The sequence below is a fragment of the Clostridium sp. JS66 genome (assembly GCF_033561535.1).
Classification (GTDB): Bacteria; Bacillota; Clostridia; order Clostridiales; family Clostridiaceae; genus Clostridium_AM; species Clostridium_AM carboxidivorans.
In genome coordinates, this window is sequence record NZ_CP131467.1 from 5,860,059 (window position 1) to 5,886,344 (window position 26,286).

At 33.0% G+C, this 26,286-nt stretch carries 23 protein-coding genes; all 23 read right to left on the reverse strand.

The window, feature by feature from the left end; genetic code table 11:
- Window positions 1–77 precede the first annotated feature (77 nt).
- The 23 genes from Q6H37_RS27205 to prdB all read right to left on the reverse strand — a co-directional run bounded on the left by Q6H37_RS27205 (window position 78) and on the right by prdB (window position 26,278).
- Entirely contained in the window at window positions 78–446 is a 369-nt protein-coding gene (locus tag Q6H37_RS27205) for a DUF1667 domain-containing protein (RefSeq protein ID WP_318738001.1), read from the reverse strand.
- 4 nt (window positions 447–450) lie between these two features.
- Complete coding sequence (locus Q6H37_RS27210) at window positions 451–1,710, reverse strand: NAD(P)/FAD-dependent oxidoreductase (protein ID WP_318738003.1); 1,260 nt, start codon at window positions 1,708–1,710, stop codon at window positions 451–453.
- Between the two features lie 55 nt (window positions 1,711–1,765).
- Window positions 1,766–3,202: an NAD(P)/FAD-dependent oxidoreductase gene (locus Q6H37_RS27215; protein WP_318738004.1), complete on the reverse strand. Its 1,437-nt coding sequence runs from the start codon at window positions 3,200–3,202 to the stop codon at window positions 1,766–1,768.
- 217 nt (window positions 3,203–3,419) lie between these two features.
- Window positions 3,420–4,055 (reverse strand): DUF3786 domain-containing protein, encoded by a 636-nt coding sequence (locus tag Q6H37_RS27220; RefSeq protein WP_318738005.1) that lies wholly within the window; start codon window positions 4,053–4,055, stop codon window positions 3,420–3,422.
- A gap of 72 nt (window positions 4,056–4,127) precedes the next feature.
- The gene (locus Q6H37_RS27225) at window positions 4,128–4,511 is read right to left on the reverse strand and encodes a zinc transporter (protein ID WP_318738007.1); all 384 of its coding nucleotides are present in this window, start codon (window positions 4,509–4,511) and stop codon (window positions 4,128–4,130) included.
- Between the two features lie 32 nt (window positions 4,512–4,543).
- Window positions 4,544–4,738: a CooT family nickel-binding protein gene (locus Q6H37_RS27230; protein WP_007061844.1), complete on the reverse strand. Its 195-nt coding sequence runs from the start codon at window positions 4,736–4,738 to the stop codon at window positions 4,544–4,546.
- A gap of 58 nt (window positions 4,739–4,796) precedes the next feature.
- On the reverse strand, window positions 4,797–6,728 hold the full coding sequence (acsV, locus tag Q6H37_RS27235) for a corrinoid activation/regeneration protein AcsV (protein WP_318738008.1): 1,932 nt from the start codon (window positions 6,726–6,728) through the stop codon (window positions 4,797–4,799).
- Window positions 6,729–6,786: 58 nt separating this feature from the next.
- A complete protein-coding gene (gcvH, locus tag Q6H37_RS27240) occupies window positions 6,787–7,161 on the reverse strand; it encodes a glycine cleavage system protein GcvH (protein WP_318738011.1) in 375 nt (124 codons plus the stop codon).
- Window positions 7,162–7,273: 112 nt separating this feature from the next.
- Window positions 7,274–9,400: an acetyl-CoA decarbonylase/synthase complex subunit alpha/beta gene (gene acsB, locus Q6H37_RS27245; RefSeq protein WP_318738013.1), complete on the reverse strand. Its 2,127-nt coding sequence runs from the start codon at window positions 9,398–9,400 to the stop codon at window positions 7,274–7,276.
- 37 nt (window positions 9,401–9,437) lie between these two features.
- Window positions 9,438–10,223, reverse strand: coding sequence for a carbon monoxide dehydrogenase/acetyl-CoA synthase methytransferase subunit (gene acsE / locus Q6H37_RS27250; protein WP_318738015.1), 786 nt, complete (start codon window positions 10,221–10,223; stop codon window positions 9,438–9,440).
- A gap of 116 nt (window positions 10,224–10,339) precedes the next feature.
- Entirely contained in the window at window positions 10,340–11,692 is a 1,353-nt protein-coding gene (gene acsC / locus Q6H37_RS27255; protein WP_318738016.1) for an acetyl-CoA decarbonylase/synthase complex subunit gamma, read from the reverse strand.
- Window positions 11,693–11,738: 46 nt separating this feature from the next.
- Complete coding sequence (gene acsD, locus Q6H37_RS27260; protein ID WP_007061838.1) at window positions 11,739–12,668, reverse strand: acetyl-CoA decarbonylase/synthase complex subunit delta; 930 nt, start codon at window positions 12,666–12,668, stop codon at window positions 11,739–11,741.
- A gap of 19 nt (window positions 12,669–12,687) precedes the next feature.
- Window positions 12,688–13,461, reverse strand: coding sequence for an AAA family ATPase (locus Q6H37_RS27265; RefSeq protein ID WP_318738019.1), 774 nt, complete (start codon window positions 13,459–13,461; stop codon window positions 12,688–12,690).
- Between the two features lie 49 nt (window positions 13,462–13,510).
- Window positions 13,511–14,890, reverse strand: coding sequence for a dihydrolipoyl dehydrogenase (gene lpdA, locus Q6H37_RS27270; protein WP_318738021.1), 1,380 nt, complete (start codon window positions 14,888–14,890; stop codon window positions 13,511–13,513).
- Between the two features lie 20 nt (window positions 14,891–14,910).
- A complete protein-coding gene (locus Q6H37_RS27275) occupies window positions 14,911–15,786 on the reverse strand; it encodes a methylenetetrahydrofolate reductase (RefSeq protein WP_318738023.1) in 876 nt (291 codons plus the stop codon).
- 18 nt (window positions 15,787–15,804) lie between these two features.
- Window positions 15,805–16,458, reverse strand: a complete 654-nt coding sequence (locus Q6H37_RS27280; protein ID WP_318738025.1) for a methylenetetrahydrofolate reductase C-terminal domain-containing protein — start codon at window positions 16,456–16,458, stop codon at window positions 15,805–15,807.
- A gap of 26 nt (window positions 16,459–16,484) precedes the next feature.
- Window positions 16,485–17,342, reverse strand: coding sequence for a bifunctional 5,10-methylenetetrahydrofolate dehydrogenase/5,10-methenyltetrahydrofolate cyclohydrolase (locus Q6H37_RS27285; protein WP_318738026.1), 858 nt, complete (start codon window positions 17,340–17,342; stop codon window positions 16,485–16,487).
- Window positions 17,343–17,461: 119 nt separating this feature from the next.
- Entirely contained in the window at window positions 17,462–18,094 is a 633-nt protein-coding gene (locus tag Q6H37_RS27290) for a cyclodeaminase/cyclohydrolase family protein (RefSeq protein ID WP_318738028.1), read from the reverse strand.
- A gap of 20 nt (window positions 18,095–18,114) precedes the next feature.
- A complete protein-coding gene (locus tag Q6H37_RS27295) occupies window positions 18,115–19,791 on the reverse strand; it encodes a formate--tetrahydrofolate ligase (protein WP_318738030.1) in 1,677 nt (558 codons plus the stop codon).
- Window positions 19,792–19,897: 106 nt separating this feature from the next.
- Window positions 19,898–20,674: an AAA family ATPase gene (locus Q6H37_RS27300; protein WP_318743182.1), complete on the reverse strand. Its 777-nt coding sequence runs from the start codon at window positions 20,672–20,674 to the stop codon at window positions 19,898–19,900.
- Between the two features lie 246 nt (window positions 20,675–20,920).
- Window positions 20,921–22,813, reverse strand: coding sequence for an anaerobic carbon-monoxide dehydrogenase catalytic subunit (gene cooS / locus Q6H37_RS27305; RefSeq protein WP_318738032.1), 1,893 nt, complete (start codon window positions 22,811–22,813; stop codon window positions 20,921–20,923).
- 1,384 nt (window positions 22,814–24,197) lie between these two features.
- Window positions 24,198–25,445 carry a glycine/sarcosine/betaine reductase component B subunit gene (locus Q6H37_RS27310; RefSeq protein WP_318738033.1) on the reverse strand — a complete coding sequence of 416 codons (1,248 nt, stop codon included), beginning with the start codon at window positions 25,443–25,445 and terminating at the stop codon, window positions 24,198–24,200.
- A gap of 107 nt (window positions 25,446–25,552) precedes the next feature.
- The gene (gene prdB / locus Q6H37_RS27315) at window positions 25,553–26,278 is read right to left on the reverse strand and encodes a D-proline reductase (dithiol) protein PrdB (RefSeq protein ID WP_318738035.1); all 726 of its coding nucleotides are present in this window, start codon (window positions 26,276–26,278) and stop codon (window positions 25,553–25,555) included.
- Window positions 26,279–26,286: the final 8 nt, after the last annotated feature.

The window sequence follows — 26,286 nt, forward strand, 5'->3', positions numbered from 1 at the left end:
CAATAAATAAAGATAACCAACTAGCTTATACTAAATTGGTTATCTTCATAATGGTGGGATTTTTATTTTATTAGTTACTAAACAGCTTTATCTATTTTTTTAGTAGCTATGATGTTAACACCTGTACCTGCTATATTTTTCACTACTACATCTCCAATATTGATAGGTGCTTTTACTACTATTCCTTTTAATTCTTTTACACAATCAAATATTTTACCCTTAGGTACATCGCTTTCAGTTTTAACTGGAACTACATCAATAGTTCCATCTTCTACATACACAGAAGAAGTTACTATTCTAGTTGGATTTGTGCATTCCTTTTCTCCATATTCTGCACCTTTTTTGCAAGTATTACCAGTAACTTCTAAGACTTTGTCACCTTCTAATTTAACTTGAAGCTGGCATCCCATAGGACATCCAATACATACTAAATCTCTTATACTCATTTTACTACTCCCTCTCTACCTTAATAGTGATTTTTTCGCAATTTGAATACTTTTCAAACATTGCTTTAGTAAGTTTCACTGTTTCCATTTCTCCTGGAGTAAGAATTCTTTTCTTTATATGCATTTCTCTTTGGTCATCGAAATACACAGATATGAAACTATTCTTAAATACATCGCCTACTCTAAATCTAACATCTATATGATCTTCTACATTTTCAGGATTTACATACTTAGGAACTGTATATCTAACCCCTTCTGTAGCAACAATTTCTACCTTTTTGCCATCTGATTTCTTGCCCTTTATATATTCAACTGCATTTTTACCTGCATTAACACTTTCAAGAGTAACATTGTCAACTAAGTCATGAACATGAAGTACATTTCCGCAAGCGAATATTCCTTCTTGATTTGTTTCAAGTCTTTCATCTACTTCTGGTCCCCCAGTTATATTTGAAAGCTTAACATTAGCTTTTCTTGAAAGTTCATTTTCTGGAAGTAATCCAACAGAAAGAAGTAATGTATCACAAGGAATATATTCTTCTGTTCCCTTTACTGGCTTTCTATCCTTACCTACTTCTGCTATAGTAACACCTTCAACTCTATCTTTACCCTTTATATTAGTTACTGTGTAACTTAATTTTAAAGGTATTCCAAAATCATCAAGACATTGTACTATGTTTCTCTTTAATCCACCTGAATATGGCATAAGCTCAACTACTGCCTTAACTTTTGCTCCTTCAAGAGTCATTCTTCTTGCCATTATAAGTCCAATATCTCCTGAACCCAATATAACAACTTCTTTTCCAGGCATATATCCTTCTACATTAACAAATTTTTGAGCTGTACCTGCAGTATATATACCAGCACATCTGCTTCCAGGTATATTTATAGCTCCTCTTGGTCTTTCTCTACATCCCATAGCTAGGATTACAGACTTAGCTTTTATCTCAATTATTCCATCATCTTCATTAACTGCTGTAATAACCTTATCATCGCTTAAATCAAGTACCATTGTATTCAATTTATATGGTATTTTCATATCTAATACTTTATCTATAAATCTTTGAGCATATTCAGGACCTGTTAATTCTTCTTTAAAAGTATGAAGTCCAAATCCATTATGAATACACTGATTTAATATTCCACCTAATTGATTATCTCTTTCTAATATTATAATGTTATCTATTCCTTGCTCTTTAGCTGAAACTGCAGCTGCAAGTCCTGCTGGGCCACCGCCGATTATAACTATATCATATTCTTGCATTTTTTAACCCTCCAAATATTATAAAATATATATATTTTACGTTATTGCCTAATTATTATATGCTTTCTTTATCTTTACCCACTAATAAATTTGATTCTCCACCAAATTTAGTTACATCAGTACGTGCTATTCCAAGTTCTCTTGATAAAATTTCAACTATTTTTGTTGAACAAAAACCAGATTGACATCTTCCCATTCCTGCTCTAGTTCTCTTTTTAACACCATCAAGTGTAGTTGCTCCAAGTGGTCTCTTTATAGCATTTACGATTTCACCTTCAGTAACTGTTTCACATCTACAAACCATTTTTCCGTATCTAGCATCTTTAGCTATAAGCTGTTTTCTTTCCTCATTGTTCATTTCTCTGAATTTAGGTATTCCTTTTCTTATTGGATTAAAATCTGCATTTTTATCTGGATTTAATTTTGCAACTACCATATCTCTTATCATTTCAGCCACAGCTGGAGCACTTGAAAGACCTGGTGATTCTATTCCAGCAGCATTTATAAAGTTTTTAGCATCCTCTGGTTCACCAATTATAAAGTCATTTTCTGTACAATGTGCTCTAAGTCCTGAAAAAGATGTAATTACTTGTCTCATTGGTATTTGTTTAACACTTAGTGAAGCCCTAGATACTATATCATCAATACCTTCTCCTGTTGTAGTTAAATCTGTCTTATCTTCTAAATCAACTGCATTAGGTCCAACAAGTAAATTTCCATCAACTGTTGGTGTAACTAAAACACCTTTACCTAATTTAGTTGGAAGCTGGAATATAGTCTTTGAAACCATATCTCCTACAACTTTATCAAATAAGCAATATTCACCTTTTCTTGGTACTATATGAATCTTTCTTTCACTAACCATATTGTTTATTTCATCTGAGAACAATCCAGCTGCATTTATAACTAATTTTGTTTCTATATCACCTTTGTTTGTTTTTAAAATGTATTTTTCTCCACTCTTCTCTATACTTTTTACTTCTGTTTCAAATCTAAATTCTACTCCATTAGTTGAAGCATTTTCAGCTAAAGCTATAGTCATTTCATAAGGACAAACAATTCCACCAGTTGGTGCATATAAAGCTGCTACCACTTCATCTGATAAATTAGGCTCCATTTTTCTAGCTTCATTTCCATCAAGTATCTGAAGATCTGGAACTCCATTTTCTTCTCCTTTTTTCTTTAATTCACGAAGTCCATCCATATCATTTTCGTCAAAGCATAATACAAAAGATCCATTTCTTTTAAATGGAAAATCTAATTCCTCTGATAGTTTGTCAAACATTGTGTTTCCTTTTGCATTTAGTTTTCCCTTTAAAGTTTCAGGTTTTGCATCGAAACCAGCATGAACTATAGCACTATTAGCTTTAGTAGTTCCATTTGCTAAATCCACATTTTTTTCAACCACACAAGTATTCAATTTATATCTTGATAATTCTCTAGCCACTGCACACCCAATTACACCAGTTCCTATAATTGTTACATCAAACATTATAATTTACCTCCTCCAAAATATAAAAAAAGAGAGCTCAAAATTAAGATATTTTTATATATCTTAAAATTTGGCTCTCTTAAACTCCGCCTTAATAATTAACTTTTAAAGTTCATCTTTTTTATATTCTAGCATATTTACATGCAATATGCAACCATCTAAACGTTTTAATTTTAGATAAATGCCATTATTATGCTTAATCGAGCTAGTCCTCAATCTATTTAGAATAAGCTAGCTTAGTAATTGTCCCTATAGAAACATCTCCAACTACAGCTAAATCTTCTGCCGTAAAATAAAAAGGTACATTGGCATCAAACAATATTTGTGATGATGCACTAAACTCTTCATCACCTTCCCATAGGGCAAAAGTTACATATATGTTGTTTAAAAATTGAAACTTATAAGCTATGTCACCCATACTTACCTTTTCTGCTCCAATTTTTTCAAAAACCTCTTTAAATTTATCAAGTTTATTACCAAAAGTTTTAGATAGTCTTAAAAGACATCTTCCATAAAAATTATTATAATAAACATTCCCACCATCTACATCTCTATAGGTTATATTTTTATTGATTGGTGCAATACCTTTTGAATTCATAAGATATCTTAACACTAGAGTTTTGGGTGGATATTTATCTATTTCTGACCCATCTTCTTTTAAAATATCTCCACTAGGATATTTTACTATTATATTTTCTCCCATAAGCTTTACTATAAATTCACATTTTTCTTCATCGTAAATGCATCCACTATTTTGAGCCATTTCTCTAGGATCAAAGTTTTTTAATATACTTTTATTATAATCATATGGTATTTTATCTTTTCTTTTTTCTTCTATAGCAACATTATCCATAAATACTTTCATCCTTTCAGTTCTTATACTATAATAACTCACAAAATAGACACTTTGTGAGTTATTATTAAATTACATATTTTCCTTAGCTTTTATAAGCATTTCATTGGCATTTTCCATAGCTTCTACAGCCTTTTGTATAAACTCTGCGGTCTTTTCTTTTCCCATTAGCTTTGATTTTTCAATCCAATCTTTAAATCCATCTTCATGAGATTTATTATGCTCTACCCAATGATCCAACAAAATTTTCAAAGTTTTTTCTTCTTTACTTAAATCTAGTTCGCTATCCATTGATATTTCATAAGGATGATTATGATTATGCTCATGATGATCATGTTCATGACCCTCGTGAGCATGTTCATAACCCTCTACTTCATTATGAATATGGCAATGCTCATGATCGTGCGCATGTGTATGAGAATGTTCATGTGTGTGCTCATGTTTATGGTTATCCATATTTATCCCTCTCCCCTTGTATATAAAATTTTTTAGTTTATTTTTTCTATCATGATTTTGTGATCTAATAATTTAACCTCTTTTAACATTCCTTCTATTATTTTTTCTTCTCCTAGTATATCTGATAAAAATAATTTACCATCTGCTTGTGGGATTATCTCTACTACATAGTCCATTATTTTTCTTTCACCTTCTGGTGTAATTAAGTAAGCTGTTGATTCACACATTTTAATTACCTCCCTCTTAATTTAAATATACTCTTTTTGTAAAATATATCAAGTTCATTTATTTAGAAAGTAACGCTTTCACTGTTGGGAACTTTTCTATATCAGTATGAGGCAAGAAGCATGCTGATACAAACTCATCCATATACCCAGGTTCTACACTTAATTCTACATAAGTCATACTATTTGATATTTCCTCTAACTTATGTCTAGCATCTTCACTCATTAAAGTTAAATAACATCCCATTAAAGAACTATTTCCTATATATTCAATCTTAGACCTCTCTACATCAGGTAACATACCTATCTTTACTGAATTTTCAACGTCTAAGCTATTTCCTATACCACCTGCTATATAAATCTTATCTATCATTGAAAAATCCATTCCAAGATTATTTAAAAGCATGGTAATACCTGAATAAATAGCAGCTTTAGCTCTTATAAAATTATCTATATCAACCTCTGTGATTGTTATATTCTTCTCTAAATTATATTCTTCTTTAAATACAAGTATATATTCGCCAATTCCATGCTCGTCAAATTTAGTTCTATTTGTATTTAAATTTTTCACTATTTTACCTTTTCTATCTATTATTCCAGAAAGCATCATTTCACATATTAAATCGATGATTCCAGATCCGCAAATTCCTGAAGGCTTATCATTACCTATTACGATAACTTTAGGCTCATAACTTTTTTTGTCTATAGTAACTTTTTCTATAGCACCACTTGCAGCTCTCATTCCACAGCTAATTTCCCCACCTTCAAAAGCAGGTCCTGCAGAACAAGCACAAGTCATTAAAAATTCCTTGTTTCCAAAAACAATTTCTCCATTTGTACCTAAATCAATAAAAAGTACATTTTCATCAACATCCCACATTCCTGATGATAATACTCCTGCTGTTATATCTCCTCCAACATAACTTGCTACACAAGGTGCTAAATATACAAAGGTTTCAGGGTTAACCTCTACCCCTAATTCTGAGGCTTTTATAAAAGGTGGTTTAACAAAAGCAGGTATATATGGCTCCATTCTCAAAAAATCTGGATAAATTCCCAAAAATAGATGAGACATGGTTGTATTTCCTGCTATTATAAGAGATACTATTTCATCTCTATCTATGCCTGAATCTCCACACATTTTGTTTAAAATTGGATTTATGGTTTCTTGTATTACTGCATGATTTAATTCATGAAGTCCATTCTTTTTAGTAGAATACATTATTCTATTAATAACATCTGCACCATACTTTATTTGCGCATTTCCTGAGGATGCTTTTGCTACAAGTTTTCCACCATACAAATCTACCAAACATGCAGCTACAGATGTGGTTCCAATGTCTAAAGCCACACCGTATAGTTTATTTGTTGTATCTCCTTTTTCTATATTGATTATTGTAGTTTTTCCTTGACCTCTTGGTATATGAGTTATAGTTATATTAAAATTAGCTTCTCTTAAAATCGGAGGTATTTTTCTAAGCATAGGAAGTCTGCAAAACACTTGATTATAACCTAATTTGTTTCTTAAATGCCTCTTTATTCTCTCAAAATCTGATATATTATCATTTAAAGTTGGAAGATCTAACTCTACATAATCTTTCTTTACATAAGTTTTAAATTCCATACCCTTAGCTAAAATTTGTCTCTTTGCCTTTTCAAATATTTTGTTTTCTCTTTCTCCTGATAAAGCTTCTATTTTCATATTATGCATAGAAGATGAAGCATTTAATGGTATTTCTACTGTAATATCTCCAATAACACTTGAAGAACACGCTAAAACATAGCCTTCATTCCACTCATCATCACTTATATGCCTATCTTTTTCTGCACTTACTTTTCCTTCAACTATTTTAACTTTACATTTCCCACAAACACTATTTCCATTACAAGGTGCATCTATAAATATTTCTGCTTTTCTAGCTACTTCTAATAAATTTTCCCCTTGCCGTACTTCTATTTCTTTATTATATGGAACAAATTTAACCTTTGCCATATCTTGTAAATACCTCCTTAAAAAAAACTTTCTCGGCTAAAAAACCGAGAAGTTCTTTCTACTTTAAGCTTGCCTCGTATTTTGAAGCACTTAATAAATTATCAAGTTCACCTTTATCGCTTATCTTAATTTTTGCTATCCATGCATCATAAGCATTTTCATTTATATATTCTGGCTCATCGTCCAATTTTTCATTCACTTCTAATACTTCGCCAGATAAAGGTGCTATTAAATCAGATGCTTTCTTTGAAGATTCAACTACTCCAAATGCTTTATCCTGAGTTATTTCATCTTCTACTTCTGGCATTTCAACAAATAGTATTTCACCAAGTTGATCTTGTGCAAAATCACTTATTCCTATTAAAGCCGTATCTCCATCTACTTTAACCCATGTGTGTTCTTTACTATAATATAAATTTTCTGGAAAATCCATTTTACCACACCTCTTTTATAATTTTATTTAGGTTATAATTAGAAATTAGGATGCCAGAGTGCCAGGATTTTGGTATTCTGACATCCTAATTAATGTCATATCATAAATTTTACTACATTATTGGATCCATAGTTAATGCTGGATGTCCTTTTTCCTCCAAGAATGCTACTACTGCATCTGATTCTACAGCTATACTTTCATCACATATCATATCTGCAAAATTATCTACTCCATATAGTTCTTTAGCAGTCTTATTTAATTTTTCTGCTACGAAATCTTTTAATTCCTTTGGCATCCATACTATTCTGCCTATTCCACCTTCAGCTTTCATAAATTTCTTTGATGGAATAAATGATCTACCGTGTCCCATAAATCCTGGAGTCTGTACTCCACCACCTGTCATTGATGCAAGTTCACCAAATGTCATTCCAAGAGGAGTTGTTGCTCCATGTTCTCTGTTTACTATTACAACACCATTAGCTTCTGGCATTATACCTGTTATACATTCAAAGCATCCACAAGATGTCATAGGATCTTGTAATATACTATATAATGTAACATTATTTACAGCACCTTGAGATATTTTTGAAACAGTATCATTTACCTTTTCCCAAATACCTGCATTTTCATCTACTAAACCTTCTTTTGGTACTGCTTGACATGGTCCTGTTGGATTTAATTCAAGTGTTGCTTTTGCGTCAAGCCATGAAACTGCACCGCAAAGTCCTAATCTTTCTGGAGTTACTATACATACATGTGCTGGAGCAAAAGATTGACAAAGGTTACATGAATAGAAAGTATCAACATTTTCATCTATTAATGATTCAAGTCTTTCATCTCTCTCTGCAAATCTTGGCATAGCAAGCTTATCTTTTAATTCATGAACTTTATCTAGCTCTGTAATTAATGTAACTTCACATTTATCAACAACTGAACCAAATTCATCTAACATTTTAGCATATATTACTTCACCAAAGTCTTTTAATCTAAAGCCTTTATCAAAAGCTTCTTTACTTATTCTTAATTGAGTCATATTTCTTTGTCCAACATGCATTACACCTTCAATATAGTTCAAGAAGTAATGAAGTCTTCTTTCTAGAACTGGTTCAAAATCTTTTTGCATGTTAGCACCAGATACTTTAACTAACATTCCCATAGGCAATCTTCCTGGAATATCTTTTAAAGAGTCAATGTCTGGTCCTATTATTTCTATTTTATGATCTTCGACTTCACTTGAATCTCCACTCATTACTAATTCCCAAGCTTCAGTCTTTCCAGCACCAAATTCAATATGCATATCGCCTTTTCTTATTCTCTCACCTTCGAATGCTGCTGCAAATGCAACTGGAATTGGAATTTCAGTGATCTTTATCTTTATCTTTCTTGCTTCAAGAGAAGTCTTAACTACTTTATCATAATCCTTTTGAGTTAATAATAATGTAGGAACTTCTGGTACAACCTGATCAGTTATTACAGGGAATCCTAATGCAATAGCACCTGCGCCTGCTGATACTACAAGTTCACTTAATGGTCCAAAAGCATTTACAAATGCTGGAACTCTTTCAGCTGTATATTTCAAGAATTCTGGTAAATTACCTGGCTTAACTCCTCCGAATATCAATGCTGCTCTTATAGCAACTGTTACAACATGAATTACTGAAGTAACATCATATCCAAGAGGTATAACTCTTAAATCAAGACCCATTTTAACCTTAGCTTCTACAGCTTGGTCTATTACTTTTCCAACTAAGAAAGTAAGTAATCCTTTTGATTGATAATCTTTTATTACTTTTGCTGCAGTTTCAGCATCTGGACATTCTCCAAGTACAACTGCTACACCAGGGATATCACCAGTAACTAGTGGTACTCCTAATGAACGAATTATTGGATCTGATACAAATCCTACACAAGGTGCAGAATATGGAGTATCTGAAAGAACATATTTACAAGCTTCAATTATTTCTGCTGCAACTGCTGTAGCAAGACCAGAATTTAATAACTTATCTAACATTTCCTCTTCGACTATTAAACTTCTAACTACGTCTAGAGAAGCTTCCAATTCTCCTACATTTGTAACTTTTTTGCCTGTAGCAGAATATAATACTGACAATGAATATGCAGTATCAGGGAATGCAACCTTACAATCCTTACCTTTTTCATCTACGACCTTTTTAACTAAATCCTCAGCAGCTTTTAATGCTTGCTTTGAGCCAGTGAATACAGTTTGATATAAATTCATTTTTTTGCCCCTCCCTAAAATTAAAATTTATATAAAATTATAGTTCTAAATAAGAATCAGCATATAAAACAGCTCCATTTACAACATCGCATGTTTTAATTGTTTCCATTAATCTTAAATCACATGGATTCATTATGGCTGAAGTCAATCCACATTGTATAGCCATTGCTGCAAAAGTAGCATCCATTATTGGTCTTATAGTCTTTGGTGCACCATTAGAAACATTACTTAATCCACAGCAAGTTCTAAGTCCCATTTCACTTATAAGTCTAATAGCTTCTAGAACTTCTTTTTGTTTATCTTGCATTCCTTTTATTACTAGGAACAATGGATCAAATAATAAATCTGTTGGTTCCATTCCAAGACCCATTCCTCTTTCAAGCATTTCTGTACAATAAGCCATTCTTTCATCATTGTCTTTAGTTATACCTTCTTTTGCACATAATGCAATACACATAGCTTCATATTCTGCAGCTAAATCTATATTTTCAATTCTACCACCAGCATCAGCTGAATTTACAATTGGTTTTCCTTTTTCTCTATTATAAACTTTAAGTCCAGCTTCTATTGCTTTTTTATTTGTTGTATCCAATGCAAGAGGAACATTGTCAAATTCTTTTTGAAGTAATTGAACTCCCCATTTCATTATTTCTTCTCCATCTTTTTCAGCTGGTCCTATGTTGAAATCTAAATAATTAGCGCCTGCGTCTAATTGTTCTTTTGCTCTTTTTAAAATTTGTTCTGGGTTTCTTTCTTCTATAGCCTTTCTGATAGCTGGAGATATGCAGTGTATTCTTTCACCAATAACAATAAATTTATCCATTTTCAAATGACCCCCCTGTTTTATATCATTAATTTTTTAAAAATAAAATTTTATATTATTTATAATTGAGAATCAAGACAAAACCTGATTCTCAATTGCAAACTTGAATACTTTTATTATTTAATATTTAACTCTTTTAAGAATTTAGGAATAAACATAGCTTCTGTTGTTCCAACTGTAATATCCCAACCTGGTAATTTCTCTTCCAAATCGCCTTTCAAAACAGCAACTTTTCCTGGAAGTATAAGTTTTCTACACTTAGTTTTGCTTTCTATTCCTGATTCTTTTACAAATTCTGAAATAACAGTTGATGTAAACTTACCAGCAGCCCAAGAAGTAAGAACTGAGTATCCACCTGCATCTGGAATTAACATCCAAACTGGCATCTTAGATCTTTCAACTTCTCCAGTTACTATAAAGTAAGTTAATGCAAAGTCAACAGTACATATTACTGGTGAATTTTCATCTGCACCATTAAATCCATATATACCTGGTTCAACTCTCATTGGTTTCTGAGGATCTGTGAATATGTTTTGTCTTACTCCATATAGAGGTAATGCTCTAACATAATCCATATCACTTAAAACTATTAATGAACCATATTTCATTGTAAATAATGTAGATAATGCAACTTCCATGAACTTATCGCCTTTTGAAAGTTCATCTACAAATAGTATTGAAGGATAACCAAATACTCTGTCTTGATCTTGAATATTTATTCTTCTTATTTGAACTGTATTTTCAAAAGCTTCTTTTATTGAAGCTGAACCTGGATCAAGAACTAAATTCTTATATCCTAATTTGTGTATTTCTTCAACTAAAGCATATAATGCTTCTAAGCTTTCAGCTTTTACTCCTAATGCTAGATTGTCCGCTTTTACTAATTCAACAAAAGCAGCATAATTGTCTTTATTAGCACCGTATACTAACGGATTTTCATCTTTAACTAAATCTAAAGCTTCTTTAGCAACTCCAGCATCTTCACAAATTAATGCATAAGCAACCTTTAAGCCACTTGCTTTTACTTTATTAATTAAAGCAATATATTTATCTTTATTTCCAGCATATTTTAATGCTGCAAATTCAACTTTCATATCTTCGCCGATTCTTACATATTCAACTTCTTTCATATGTGCAATTTTAGCATCTACTTCAGCATCATCCATAGAATCACTTAATAAAACTGCAAATCTATTTCTATTTACTAATGTTTTTTCATGACGGAACATAACAGTCTCTCCGCCTAATTTATATTCAGTATCACCTTTACCTATTGTTATAGTTTTCATTATTGGTGCTGTAGCTTCTGATAATTTTTCTAAAGCTTCAGAGCTCATATGTGGACATTTTCCTATTTCTACAGCTCCTGCTGCAACCTTCATTGAAAATGCCAAACAAGTTGGAAATCCGCAATCTTTACAATTCTTTTTTGGTGTTAATTTAAATATATCTAATCCTTTTAAAGCCATTTTGAATCCTCCCTTATTTAAATCCCAGTATAAATTTAAATTTACATTAAGCTAATAATTCGCTTACAAATTTTTTAATAGTTTCTAATGATTTTGGATGACGTAAAATTACTGCATTTGATCCTGATGCTAGAACACCTGCTGCTGTTGAAACTTCCATAGAAATTCCTCTTTCTTCTAGGTTGTCCCATGTTTCTTCATCAACTGATTCTTTTACCTTCCAAGTTTCAAATGCAACTGGTGTAATTATAGGTACCTGCAAAGTTTTATCATCTTGTCCTAATGCTGCAAGTCTAACTCTGTCTAAAGTTGAAATAACATATTCATATCCATACCCTGCTGCTGAACATCCTACATTATCAACTATCTTTTCATTACCAACACCTAATTGATTTACTAATATGTTTATTTGTTTTGCAAGGTTTATGTCAACGGATGATTCTGCACCAATCTTATGATTATAAGCCATAGCACCTGCTGCTGCTATAGTTTTATAGTTATCTTCTACTGCTGATAAAAGAAGAACATTGTGTCCATCTAATTCTTGAGCAATTTTTTCAAATAACTTAGCATCCTTATCATGATTTCCTGTTCCAGCTACAACAAGAGGAGTTTTTATAGCTTCTACTACAGCTTTTGCTGTTTTAGCACACTCTTCAACTGAATTATCTTTTCCATTTGGATCTGCTGAATCTAATTTTAAACAGATAAAATCAGGAGCATATTTTTCTTCAATACACTTTGCCCAAGCAACTGGATCATTACATACATCTTTATAAAGTTCTAATATTGCCTTTGGCCAACCTTCTAAATCGTCTGTAATATCCATACCTAATTTAGGAGCGTTTCCTGTATTTCCATCAAAGGAATAAAAAGGAAGAACACTTTCTCCACCTAATTTTATAGCTTTTTCACCTGTTCCAATTTCTACTTCACAAATCTTTCCTGAAAATTTCTGTACTGACTTTTTGAACATAACTTAATGCCTCCTTAAATTATTTATTAAATTGGATTTTTGATAAAATATCATATAATGTTTTTTTAGAAGGGGAATCCTCTGGCATATCTACTAGAGGTTTCCCACTTGTATCATACTCATAAATAGTGGAATCCATAGGTACAACACCTAATAAATCTAGATCTTGTTTTTTTATTTCTTCCATAGTTCCATCATTTATTTTGCCTTCTGGAGCTCTATTAACTATAAGAAAAATTTGGCCTACTTTTAATTTCAATTCATCAACTAGTCTTCTTATTCTTCCTACAGCTTGAATACCTCTTCTAGAGCAGTCGCTGATTAAAAATAATGTATCAATATTCTCAACTAGCTTCCTGCTTAAATGCTCCATTCCAGCTTCATTATCTATAATTATATATTCATAATTTGCAGCTAAAGAATCTATCTGAGCCTTTAACACCCCATTTACATAACAATAGCATCCAGGCCCTTGGGATCTTCCCATTACAATCATGTCATAGCCATCGCCTTCCGTTATGGATGTATTTAATTTGTATTTTAAATAATCAGCTTTTAACATGCCTCCCGGAAATTTATTACCCTCAAGTGATTTTTGGTTTACATCTTCTTTTATGTCACCTATAGTTTCTTCTACTTCTTCACCTAAAACTTCATTTAAATTAGCATTTGCATCAGCATCTACAGCGAGTATTGGTCTTTCTCCTTTTTTTACAAGATAATCTATTAATAATCCTGTTAATGTAGTTTTACCAGTTCCACCTTTTCCTGCTACAGCTATTTTATATGCCATTGTATAACCTCCTCCTATTGTCATGCATAGGGTATTTAAATCCTACTCTTTACTCTACTGAATGAACACATTGTTTATGAACATCATGAAGTGCTTCCATAATTCCTTCACATAAAGTTGGATGTGGATGAATTACTTCTCCTACTTGTTCTGCTGTTAAGCCAAGCTCACAAGCTACTGTTAATTCGCCAAGCATATCTGCTGCACGTTCTCCAATTATAGCAGCTCCAATAATTACATCTTTTTCATCTGTAATTACCTTTACAAAACCTTGTAATTTACCCATAGCTTGAGCTTTTCCTAATCCTCTGAAATCAAATTTTCCTACTTTATAATTTATTCCAGCTTCTTTAGCTTGCTTTTCTTTCATACCAACAGAAGCAACTTCTGGTTCTGTGAACACACAGCCTGGTACAGCTTTATAGCTCATCTTCTTCTTTTTATCTAATATAGCATTTTCTACGGCTACAATACCTTGTCTTGAAGCTACATGAGCTAAATCAGGACTTATAGTTAAATCACCTATAGCATAAATTCCTTCTATATTAGTTTCTAAATACTCATTAACTATTACTTTACCTCTATCAGCTTGTATTCCTAATTCTTCTAATCCAAGGCCATCAGTATATGGTCTTCTACCAATAGCTACAAGCATCTTTTCTGCTTCTACTTTTTTACCACTTTGTAGAGTTGCAACTACATTACCCTCTCCAACTTCTACAGTTGAAATACCATCACCTACAAAGAACTTTATCTTTCCCTGTTTAAAGCTTCTTTGCAGTATTTTTGCTGTATCTTCATCTTCAAGAGGTAATAATTGTGGCAGCATTTCTACTATTTTAACTTCAGTTCCAAGTCTACTTAAGAACTGTCCTATTTCACAACCTATTACACCTCCACCAACAATAATCATTGATTTTGGTTGCTCCTTAAGGTTCAAAACTTCATCAGAAGTCATTACATTTTTTCCGTCATAAGGAAGAAATCTTGGAACTACTGGTATAGAACCTGTAGAAAGAATTATCTTGTCGGCTGATATACTTTCCTTTGTTCCATCTTCCTTTGTAACTTCAACTTCTTTATTGCTTACTAATCTTCCTGCTCCCCTTACAAGTTTTACTCCCTTGCCTTCAAACAAATACTCGATCCCCTTTACAAGGTTAGTAACAACTTTTTCTTTTCTTTCCATTATCGCTGCAAAATCAGCTTTTACATCAGCTTCAAAATTAATACCAAATTTCTTAGCTTCTTTTACTGTATTTAATACGTCTGAACAAGCAAGTAGAGCTTTTGTAGGTATGCATCCTACATTTAAGCAAGTTCCCCCTACTTTGCCTTTTTCAACTACAGTAACATCTGCGCCTAACATTGCAGCTTTAAGTGCCGCTACATATCCGCCTGGTCCCCCACCAATAACAACTATTTTCATTTATAATCGCCCCTTCGATTTTATAATCCTGCTTGATCTAATATTAATGGCACATTTTCTTCCGCACCAATTGCCATTATGTGAACTCCATCACAAAGACCTTCTTCTTTTACCTTCTTTATAAACTCTCCAGATATTTTTATTCCTTCTTGAACTTTATTTTCCGCACCTTTCATTCTTTCAATTAATTCATCTGGAACAAATATTCCTGGAACATTTTTATTCATATATTTGGCCATACCTGCTGACTTTAATGGAATTATACCCACCATAAGTTTTGCATCTAAATGCTTAGTTTTTTCTCTAAACATTTTTAAAGTATCTATATCATATACAGCTTGTGTTTGAAAAAATTTAGCACCAGCTTTTATTTTCTTTTCCATTTTTAAAATTTGTAATTCTAAAGGATCATATCTTGGAGTTACACAAGCTCCTAAATAAAATTTAGGTGTACCAGTTAAATCGTTACCTGACATATCTTTTCCTTGTGCTATAGTGCTTGCAACACTAAGTATTCCTACACTATCCAAATCATAAACTGGTTTAGCTCCTGGGTGATCTCCTGTCATTGTATAATCTCCTGTAAGAGCTAGTACATTTTCGATTCCAAATACCCCTGCAGATAAAAGTTCCCCTTGAATTGCTATTCTATTTCTATCTCTCCCTGTTATTTGAAGAACAGGCTCTAATCCTGCATCCTTTAACACTTTACATGTTGCTAAAGAAGTGGCCTTTAAAGTTGCAGATTGAAAATCTGTAACATTAACTCCATGAGCTCTCCCCTTTATTGCTTTAGCACATTCTATCAAATGAGAAAGATCTATACCTTTTGGAGGAGCCATTTCTGCTGTTATTCCAAATTCTCCTCTTTCGAACGCTTCTTTCAATAGGCTCATTTTTAATCCCCCTTAGAATTATTCCTTATCTCTTAAATCTACTTTTCTTGGATGAGCATTAACTTGATAATCTCTTGGCTCTTTAATTTCTAATAAATTATCAAGCTTGTTTAGTTCTTTTAACTTGTTATATATCAAAATCCATGCACAGTCATTTTCTGGATCCACTTCACATTTTCCATCTCTTGCACCACCACAAGGTCCATTTAAAAGACCTTTAGCGCACATTGTTATTGGACAGATTCCTCCACTCCATCCAAGTTGGCAATTTCCACAAGCTTTGCAAGCTTCCTTATATTGTCCAACTCTTTCTATTTCTCCTATAAATGATGTATTGTTAGCTGGATAAACAGGAATCTTCAAAAGTTTTGCAACTGTTTGAGTTCCGTCGCCGCAAGCCATGGATAAAACTGCATCGGCCTCTTTTAATTCTTCCTTTAAGGCTTTTAAATCCTTTCTAGTTTTCAATAAATTACAGGAAGGATCTAGTATTTTATATCCTAAAACTACTTTACCATTTTCCTCTAATTTAGTTTTCATTTCCAATACTTCTTCTTCTCCGCCTACTTTACAAGTGGAAGCACATAAAGAACAACCTGTTAATATTACTTTTTTACTATCTTTAAGATATCCGAGTACCTCTTCAAAAGGCTTTTTTTCTGAAATAATCATTCTTATTCCCCCATCTTAATAAATGCTTATACTAGATTATTTTGCAATTTACATGCTTTTACCACATGCTTAGCAAGTATTGAAGTTGTAACTGAACCTACTCCTGCTGGAACTGGTGTTATCATTGAAGCCTTTTCTATACAACTGTCAGTATCTGCATCTCCGCATAGATTTCCTTTTTCATCAACATTGATACCAACATCTATAACTACAGCTTCATCCCCAATATATTTAGAATCTATCATTTTAGCTTTACCAATTCCAACTATTACTATATCAGCTTTGGAAGTTACTGAAGGCATGTCTTGAGTTCTTGAGTGGCATATAGTAACTGTTGCATTTTCATTTAAGAGCAACATTGATACTGGTTTTCCTACTACCATAGATCTTCCTATTACTACAGCATTTTTTCCTTTCATAGGCACATTATAATGTTTTAATATTTCAATTACTGCTGATGGAGTACAAGGTGCAAAACCAGTTTCATCCTTTTCCATTAATTTAGCAACATTTACAGGACTAAAACAATCAACATCCTTTTCTGGTGCGATTATATATTTAATAACACTTTCATCTAGTTGTTTTGGGAATGGTCTAAAGATTAATATACCATTAGTAGCTTTATCTTCATTTACTTTCTTAAGTTCTGCTATGAAATCGTCTTGTTCTATGTTTTCTGGAAGCTCTTTTACTTCTGTTTCTATTCCTATAGAAGCACATCTTTTAAGAGCTCCTCTCTCATAAGCAAGGTCACTTCCGTTTGCTCCAACTCTTACTATAGTAAGTTTTGGAGTAATACCCTTAGCCTTTAATTCTTCTACTTCCTTAGTTAAAACCGTACTTATCGCATCTGCAACTGGTTTTCCCTTAATTATTTGACCCATACTTACAATCTCCTTCATAAACAAAATTATTAATTAATAGGATTTAATTGTTTTAACACCCCTGGGAAGAAGTTGAACTTCTCCCCCTGGATATTATTTTATCTAATTAATTAAAGCTGTTATTTACTAAGTGCTTTCACTACTTTTTCATAAACTTCATCCGATATTTTTATTCCATCTTGTATTAAAGGTTCCGTTTCCTTCTTTACTTTTTCAACATAAGCTTCATCTTTAATTGAATTTATGTTGATTATTACATTTAATTGAGCACCAATTATAGCAGCTCTTAAAGCCTGTACCCCAACTCCAACATCGCTTATGGCAAGCATAGAGCAGTTATCTACTAGTGCTTCATGAAGTTTTATAGATTCATAACACTGTTTAACTATAGCTACTGGAACTTCGCAAGCAGACTTTAAACATTTCTGCAAAGTTTCTTCTTTTAACTTTTTCTCCTCTTCAGTTTCCTTAGGCATACCATATGCTTTTGAAAGAGGAAGGAAGCATTCTGCATCAGCATCTATAAGTTTTAGTAGTTCTTCCTGAAGCTGTCCTGCTTTATCAAGTATACCTTGAACTTTTTCTTCATACTGAGCATATTTTTTCTTTCCTATAGTAAGGTTACAAACCATACTTCCTAATGCCATTCCTATAGCTCCTACTAAAGCTGCAGCTCCACCTCCACCAGGTACCGCTGCCTTTGATGCAAGAACTTCTATAAAATCTGTACAAGTTTTGTCTGCTAGTTTCATCGTAATTTCCTCCTCTGAAATTAGAATAATCCGCTTATTACTCCATTTTCATCAACATCAATTCTTTCAGCTGCTGGAACCTTAGGAAGTCCTGGCATTTTCATTATTGATCCAGTTACAGCAACAACAAAACCTGCACCTGCTGAAATTGTTACTTGTCTTACTGTAATATTAAATCCTGTTGGTCTACCAAGTTTAGTCTGATCATCAGTTAAAGAATACTGAGTTTTTGCTATACATACTGGTGTTTGTCCAAAACCATTCTTTTCTAATTCTGCTATTTCCTTTTCAGCTTGTGGTGTAAATACTGCATCATCAGCACCATAAATCTTCTTAGATATAGCTGCTATTTTTTCTTTAATTGATAATTTTTCATCATATGCAAATTGGAAATCATTCTTTCCTTCATCTATCAATCTCATTACTTCTTTAGCAACTTCTATGCCGCCTTCTCCGCCTTTTGCCCAAACTTGTGATAACTTAACATTTACGCCAAGCTCCTTACATTTATTTTCAACTAGCTTTAACTCAGCTTGTGTATCAGTTGGGAATTCATTTATTGCAACTACTGCTGGTAATTTATATACCTTAGTTATATTTTCAACATGCTTTAATAAGTTTGGAAGTCCTTTTTCAAGAGCTTCTAAGTTTTCATTATTTAAATCAGCCTTTGGAACTCCGCCGTTGTATTTTAATGCTCTTACTGTAGCAACTATTACAACTGCATCTGGTTTTAATCCAGCCATTCTACATTTAATATCTAAGAATTTTTCTGCTCCAAGGTCAGCACCGAAACCTGCCTCTGTAACTACGTAATCAGCAAAATGAGTAGCCATTCTTGTAGCTATTACTGAATTACATCCATGAGCTATGTTAGCAAATGGTCCACCATGAACAAATGCTGGTGTTCCTTCAAGAGTTTGAACTAGATTTGGTTTTAATGCATCTTTAAGTAATGCAGCCATTGGTCCTTGTGCTTTTATTTGTCCAGCTGTTACAGGATCTCCACTTCTTGTATATGCTACAACTATTCTAGCAAGTCTTTCTTTTAAATCAGTTATGTTACTAGCTAAGCAGAATATAGCCATTATTTCTGAAGCAACAGTTATATCAAAACCATCTTCTCTTGGCATTCCATTAGCTTTTCCGCCTAAACCATCTGTTATAAATCTTAATTGTCTGTCATTCATGTCAACACATCTTCTCCAAACAATTCTTCTTGGATCAATGTCTAGAGCATTTCCTTGATATATATGGTTGTCTACCATTGCAGCTAGTAAATTGTTAGCTGCTCCTATTGCATGGAAATCTCCAGTGAAGTGTAAGTTGATGTCTTCCATTGGAACAACTTGTGCATATCCACCACCTGCTGCTCCACCTTTAACTCCAAATACTGGTCCTAATGATGGTTCTCTTAACGCAACTATTGTATTTTTGCCTAATTTTGATAAAGCGTCAGCTACACCTATTGATGTAGTAGTTTTTCCTTCTCCTGCTGGTGTTGGATTGATTGCTGTACATAATATTAACTTGCCGTTTTTACTAGGAGTTGTTTTCAAAAGATTATAATTTACTTTTGCTTTGTACTTTCCATAAAGCTCGATGTCATCTTCAGGTATACCTGCTTTTTCAGCTATTTTTCTAATGTCCTCCATTTTACACTCTTGTGCTATTTCGATGTCTGATTTAAAATCCATTTAAAATACCCCCATCTCTAATTTTTCTTTTATTTTTAACCTCTTCTATAATTCCCCCTATGGAATTATATGGAGACTGGTCAAACTTATTAAAAAATTATATGTTTTAAATTACCTGCCCTTCTAACTTTTCTTTTATTTTTTTTACCTCTTCTACGGTTTCCTTACTGGAATCGTATGGAGACTGGTTAACCCTGTCAGAAGTTCCTACATTTTCACGATAGTGCATAAATCCAAGACAAGCATCTTCACCTACATTTTCAAGTACATATCTTTCATCTTCTTCATTTTTAATTTTATTTGCAACTACAAAAACCTTGTCTATGCCTATATCTTTTGCTAATTTTTTTACATGATGGTATGTTTGAATACTTCTAATTCCTGGTTCTACTACTACAACAAACACATCTACACCTTGAGCTGTTCCTCTTCCTAAATGTTCAATACCTGCTTCCATATCCATAATTACTATATCTTTATTTTGAAGTATTAAATGTGAAGTTAGCTTCTTTAGAAGTACATTTTCTGGACAGATACAACCAGTTCCACCAGTATCAACAGTTCCCATCGTTAACACTCTGACACCATTATATTCTTTGCAATATCTTTCAGGTATATCATCAACCTTTGGATTTATTTTAAACATTTTTCCAAAAGCACCTGGTGTGGAATTGGTTCTCTCTGCCACTAGCTTTTTCATTTCTGATATTGGTACTATTTCATTAATTATTTCTTGTGGGAACCCTAATGCTAAAGCTAAATTAGGATCTGGATCTGCATCTACAGCCAATACCTTATACCCTTCCTCTGCATATATCCTACTTATTATGGCAGAAAAAGTGCTTTTGCCTACACCACCTTTTCCCGTTATAGCCATTTTCATTTTCATATTATAGTTCCCCCTTCTCACTAGTTATTTAAAGTCCTTATAATGAGTTTCAAGTAAATTCTTTCTCGAAATGATAATCGGCATACACTTTTTATCATTTCGAGAAAGTTTTTGTATCATTTTGATTTTAGAAATTATTAGTTAAGATAGTACCTTGCATTGGTAGATTGGCATAATATTTGCTCATTTAACAGAGCAATTACTATTACACTATTTTTATACTATTTTAATTATACTACTTTATATTCCTAATTTTTTACGTTTTTCATTAATTCTGGCTACTATTTCATCTACTGCCTTATGTGGATCTGGTTGGATAAAGAATTTAGCTCCTACCCAATCTTCCATTTTATTAGTTAAGATATCTACAACTTCTGGGCTACCTGTTACTGGAGGAGCAACTCCAAGCCAAGTATCAATACCAGAAGCTACTACATAACATCCTATAGAAACTGCTTTCTCTGACATCCATTCTGGAGCTACACCAGCTACTGGTAAGTCACTAAAATCTACACCTAAACGATTAGCTACAGAGCCTACTAACTCTAAAATACGACTTATATCAACACAAGAACCCATATGAAGTACTGGTGGTATATCTACTAATTCGCATACCTTTTTAAGTCCTGGGCCTGCAAGTTCTCTTGCTTCCTTCTTAAGTAATCCTGCTTTAGCTGCTGCTTGAGCTGCACAACCTGTAACAACGACAATAACATCATTTTTGATTAAGCCTTTTATAGTTTCTATGTGGCCAAAATCATGTTGAACCTTTGGATTATTACATCCAACTACAGCTGCTGCTCCTCTTAAAACGCCTGCAACTATAACATCTCCTAAAGGTTTTGTAGTCTGCATTGGTCCTATTTGAGAATTTACAACTCCATCTAATTTATTTAATATTTCTTCTGTACTATATCCAACTACTGCTTCTGATTTAAGTTCTGGTATCATAACCTTGCTCTTATCTCTATTTTTAAAGTTCATTATTGCTGATTTTACAATTTCTCTAGCTGTTTGAAGCGGATGTTCTTCATCCATTTCCATACGAACTGATCCCTTAATATGAGCTTTTGGTGAAGTTGTTATGAATTTAGTATGATATGATTCAGATAATTTTGCTAGTGCAGGGAATATACATTGTACATCAACTACTAAAGCTTCAACAGCACCCGTTACTACTGCTAATTCTTGTTGCATAAAGTTTCCTGCCAATTTAATACCATGTCTCATAGTAGCTTCATTTGCAGTACAGCACATACCACAAAGATTTATTCCATCTGCTCCTTGCTCTTTAGCTAAAGCTATCATTTCTGGTTCTTCAGCTGCTTGTACAATCATTTCTGAAAGTACTGGTTCGTGGCCATGTAAAACAATATTTACTGAATTGCCTCCTAAAACTCCTAAGTTTGCTTCAGTACCTATTGAATGAGGTGTTCCAAACATTATATCACTAAACTCTGTAGCCATATATGATCCCATCCAACCATCTGCAAGTCCACATCTTAAAGCCATTTTGATCATAGGTTCAGCATCTGCCATACAGCCTATATGTGTTGAATGCATGATTGAAACTACTTCTCTATCAAATCCTCTAGGAGTTATTCCTAAATTATCCCAAATTTCTTTTCTCTTTTTAGGAAGGGTTGGTGGGAAATTAACTTCTCCCATTTGTCTACCGAAATCATTTAATCCTGCTTGTGCAACATCATGAGCTATATCGTATATATCTCTACCTTCTGTTGGAACATTAAATCTTTCTGCTACTTTCATCAATTTCTTTTCATCTTTAACCTTTATATCACCATCAGGAGATGTATGATATAGTTCAAGAGCTATACTTCTAACATGATCTGAGTGAGCAGCTGCTCCACCTGCAACCATTCTAGCAAAATTTCTGGAAACGATAACACCTGCGTCAGCACCACAAATACCTCTTTGTACACCTTTTCCTGGAACTGGGCTTACTCTACAAGGTCCTAAATTACAGTTTCTACAGCATACACCTGCTGAACCAAATCCACAAGGTGTTTTTAAAGCATCTCTTCTGTCCCAAGCTGTTTCCACACCATCTTTTTTAGCCTTGTCCAACATTTCAAGTGTAGTCTTGTCAATTGAAAGTACTTTTTCATCCATTTTAATAAATTCCCTCCTTGCTGAATTACCCCTTTAAATAATATCGGAGTTAATTCCTCTTAATTACCTAAAACCCTATTGTTTTTTTATTTAGAAAATAATTGTATATAAAAATTACAATTATAATCTTTTTCATTTAATTTAATAAAGAAATTATACTTATGTACCCTAAAAACGTTAAAAATTAAACATCTATTTTCATAAAAATCTTAATATTGCAATAATTGCTAAGCAAATTTAACCTTCATTTCTATATTTTTTAAATTTTTTAGAATCCAATTTGGTAAATTATTGAATGAGATTAAACATGATTTTTAGCATTTGTAAAAATACTTAATAGAATTCAAAGTGGAAAATACATACACTTTTTTAAAGATTTTTAAGAAAATATTTGAACGACTTCGTAAATGTCTTTCTAATCATTATAATATCACAACCCATATATAAATTGCAAAATTTTTTTTATTATTTTTCCATTAAAATTTCCAAAATTTGAGTTTACATATATTAACTTTAATTATTTATTTTTGAATATATCCATTATTATGTTACAAGATCATATTATTTGGTTTGCCATTATAAAATTCCATTTTTCACATACTAGATTGTTAATTTTTTAATTATCATTTATTTAAACTTAAACATTTTGAAAATTTCTAAAAAATAGTTTATGTGGATTATACTTTTCAACTTATTCCAAGCCTTTTACCATCATTATATATTCGATTTATTTCGACATTTATATTTCATTTCTACAAAAAAACATATTTTTAAAATGCTGATAACATAAAAAAATAATATTTTTCATACAAATTTTATACGATATTTCCACTATTTCCATGGGAATTATAATAAAAAAAATTTTTTTATTACTCTAAAACAAATTTTTATAAAAAGGATAAAATTTGCACAAGAGCTATAATTTTATCCTTTTAGAGATGGGCGTTAATAATGTTTTACCTTAATTGCTACTATATATAAATTATTTTTTGTAAATTTCTAGATACAGCAAAATTAAAAATTATAAATTATTTTGTAAAAATAGGATACCATATATTTTTTTTAAAATCATCTTACATGCTGATTATTTTTTTTTCATAATTTTCACACAGTGTATAATTAATGAAATAATTTTCAAACTTCAAAGTATTCAGTTCCTTTCAGTTTAAATTGTATTTCTTCATAAACTTATACATAAAAAAATACTTTATCATCTCTTAATAGACAAATTGGTAAAATAAAAAAACAAGTAAATTTGCATTTTTACAATTCTACTTGTTTTAAAACTTTAGCAGGATCAATCAACAATTCATAAACTTTTTTAATGTTGAGGACATAAATCCTAACAACTCCCTTAAGCAGCACCTTGTATTACAATATCTGATTACAGTAGTGAATGAATAACTCCATCCCTGCATTGATTTGGGGTAATCACATATGGTAAATTTTGAGAAACCCTCATATTGTGAGCTCCAAGTAATCCCCCTGGCTCATATGGAAACATGGCAGTATCATACATATTCCCCAGGCCTGATACGATCTTTACAAGGATAACTTTACGTTTGCCCGGCCGCGCAACATCACTGAATTCCTCTCTTGTATACGGCATATTATTCAGATTCACAAGCACCTTCCGGATTTCCTGAACAATCCAGTCTGCCGCCCGATGTCCTGCCATAATACCTTCTGCCGTTCTTCCTTCACCCTCTTCAAACAGCACATCAACATGAAGGATATAATCAGTTGATTTTGGTGTGCCAGCACGATCCAGTACAACCTGATTTTTCAACACTCCTTCTGAAGAACCTATATTAGACGGCTGAAATCCACTCTTATCCTCAACACCAGTTATCATGACAGTTACTCCAGAAAGCAGATGTGTAATACCCTCTCCCAGTTCTCCCCTCACCTTACAGGCAATGGGAGAGTAGTCTATATTGGAATTAACAAACATATCATAATTTCCCGGCTCAATGATACTAACCTTGATATCCTTGACTCTCGGTTCCGATTGAACTAGGCTCTTTTCAATTCCCTTTCGTATAGTCAGCACACCATTGTCAATCTCCGTCTTCTCACCTAAACAGACTTCATGAATACAAAATACCTTACGGGTCAGCCTTCGAAGACTCTGTTCTGGTTCATCTAATCCTGTATCTACCGATTTTCCAGCCTTCCGGAGCTTATTTTTCACCAGTGCAACAGCCTTCATTGCATCATAATCCGTCAGATTGTTCTCTCCTACAACACAAGATTCATATCCAGCTGCGCTTTTATTGAAATCTATCACACAGTCCACATAGCTGTTAGTGCAGACAAGCCGTCCCTGTTGGGCGATATAGCTGAGTCCAACACTTGGGATTCCCCGGATACCAAGCTGCTCAATTACATTAACAAAATCTACATGATGGTTTCCCCATGCGTCAATTGCAACAATTGCCGCATCTGCACGCATAATCTGTGCGATATCACCGACACGTTTTGCCGTATAAACTTTATCATCGCAAACCTCGGATACCCCATCTACAATAATACCCGTAAACTCAATATCTTTTTCCTTTGAAAGTGCTTCTGTTACCGGACACCGAAAATGATGCAGCGTTGTCATTTTAATACTTGGTCCCAGGCCCATATTATACCTCCATTCTGCATGATTCATTATTTTCTATTTATAAAGAAAATCATACAAGGAGGCTGCCATAATATGACAGCCTCTTTGTCGTCTTTACTAAAACAAATTTATACGTTATGACGGTATTCGTAAGGTAATATCTTTGTTGCATTAAAGCTTGGGCAATCACGAACCCATTCTAAAGATTCTTTTACAATTGCTGTCTGCTGTGGAATGTTGTGTGGTTCTCCAGCATTTGATCCGATTGGTACATGAGGAGCTGTAATTCTAGGTGCTCCCTGCTGTCTTGCAATTGGAGGGAGTGCAGCAATTACGCAGCAACTCATGCCTGCTTCTTCACAGCATCTAGTAACAATTGTTGCTGAACGATGGCAGGTTCCGCATCCACCTGTACAAAGAACAATATCTACACCCTGCTCCTTTAATTTACGGGCAATTTCTGGACCAGTCTCATCCCTGAATTTCTCAACGTTTCCGCCGCCGCCCATGAATGTATATGTCTCTTTAGGCAAAGAACCGATGAATCCTTCGTCTACCAGCTCATGAAGACGATCAATTGGGAACATAGCGTTAACGTCTTTATTAATATCGGAGTTATCGAATCCACCATGTGTTACCATCAACTGATCAGATGGTGTGTCAAATGGAATTACACGATAAGAGAAATCACCAGATGTATTATATGGTGTTTGGTCTTTTTTATGAATTCCACCTGCTGTAATAAAAGCAACCTTGCACTCACTCAGTGGTTTTTTCAATTCTGTAAATACTGGTTTTGGTGTAATAGGTACAAATATTTCAGATTGCATCCCTTTTTTTGTTGTTAATTTCATTGTTCTTC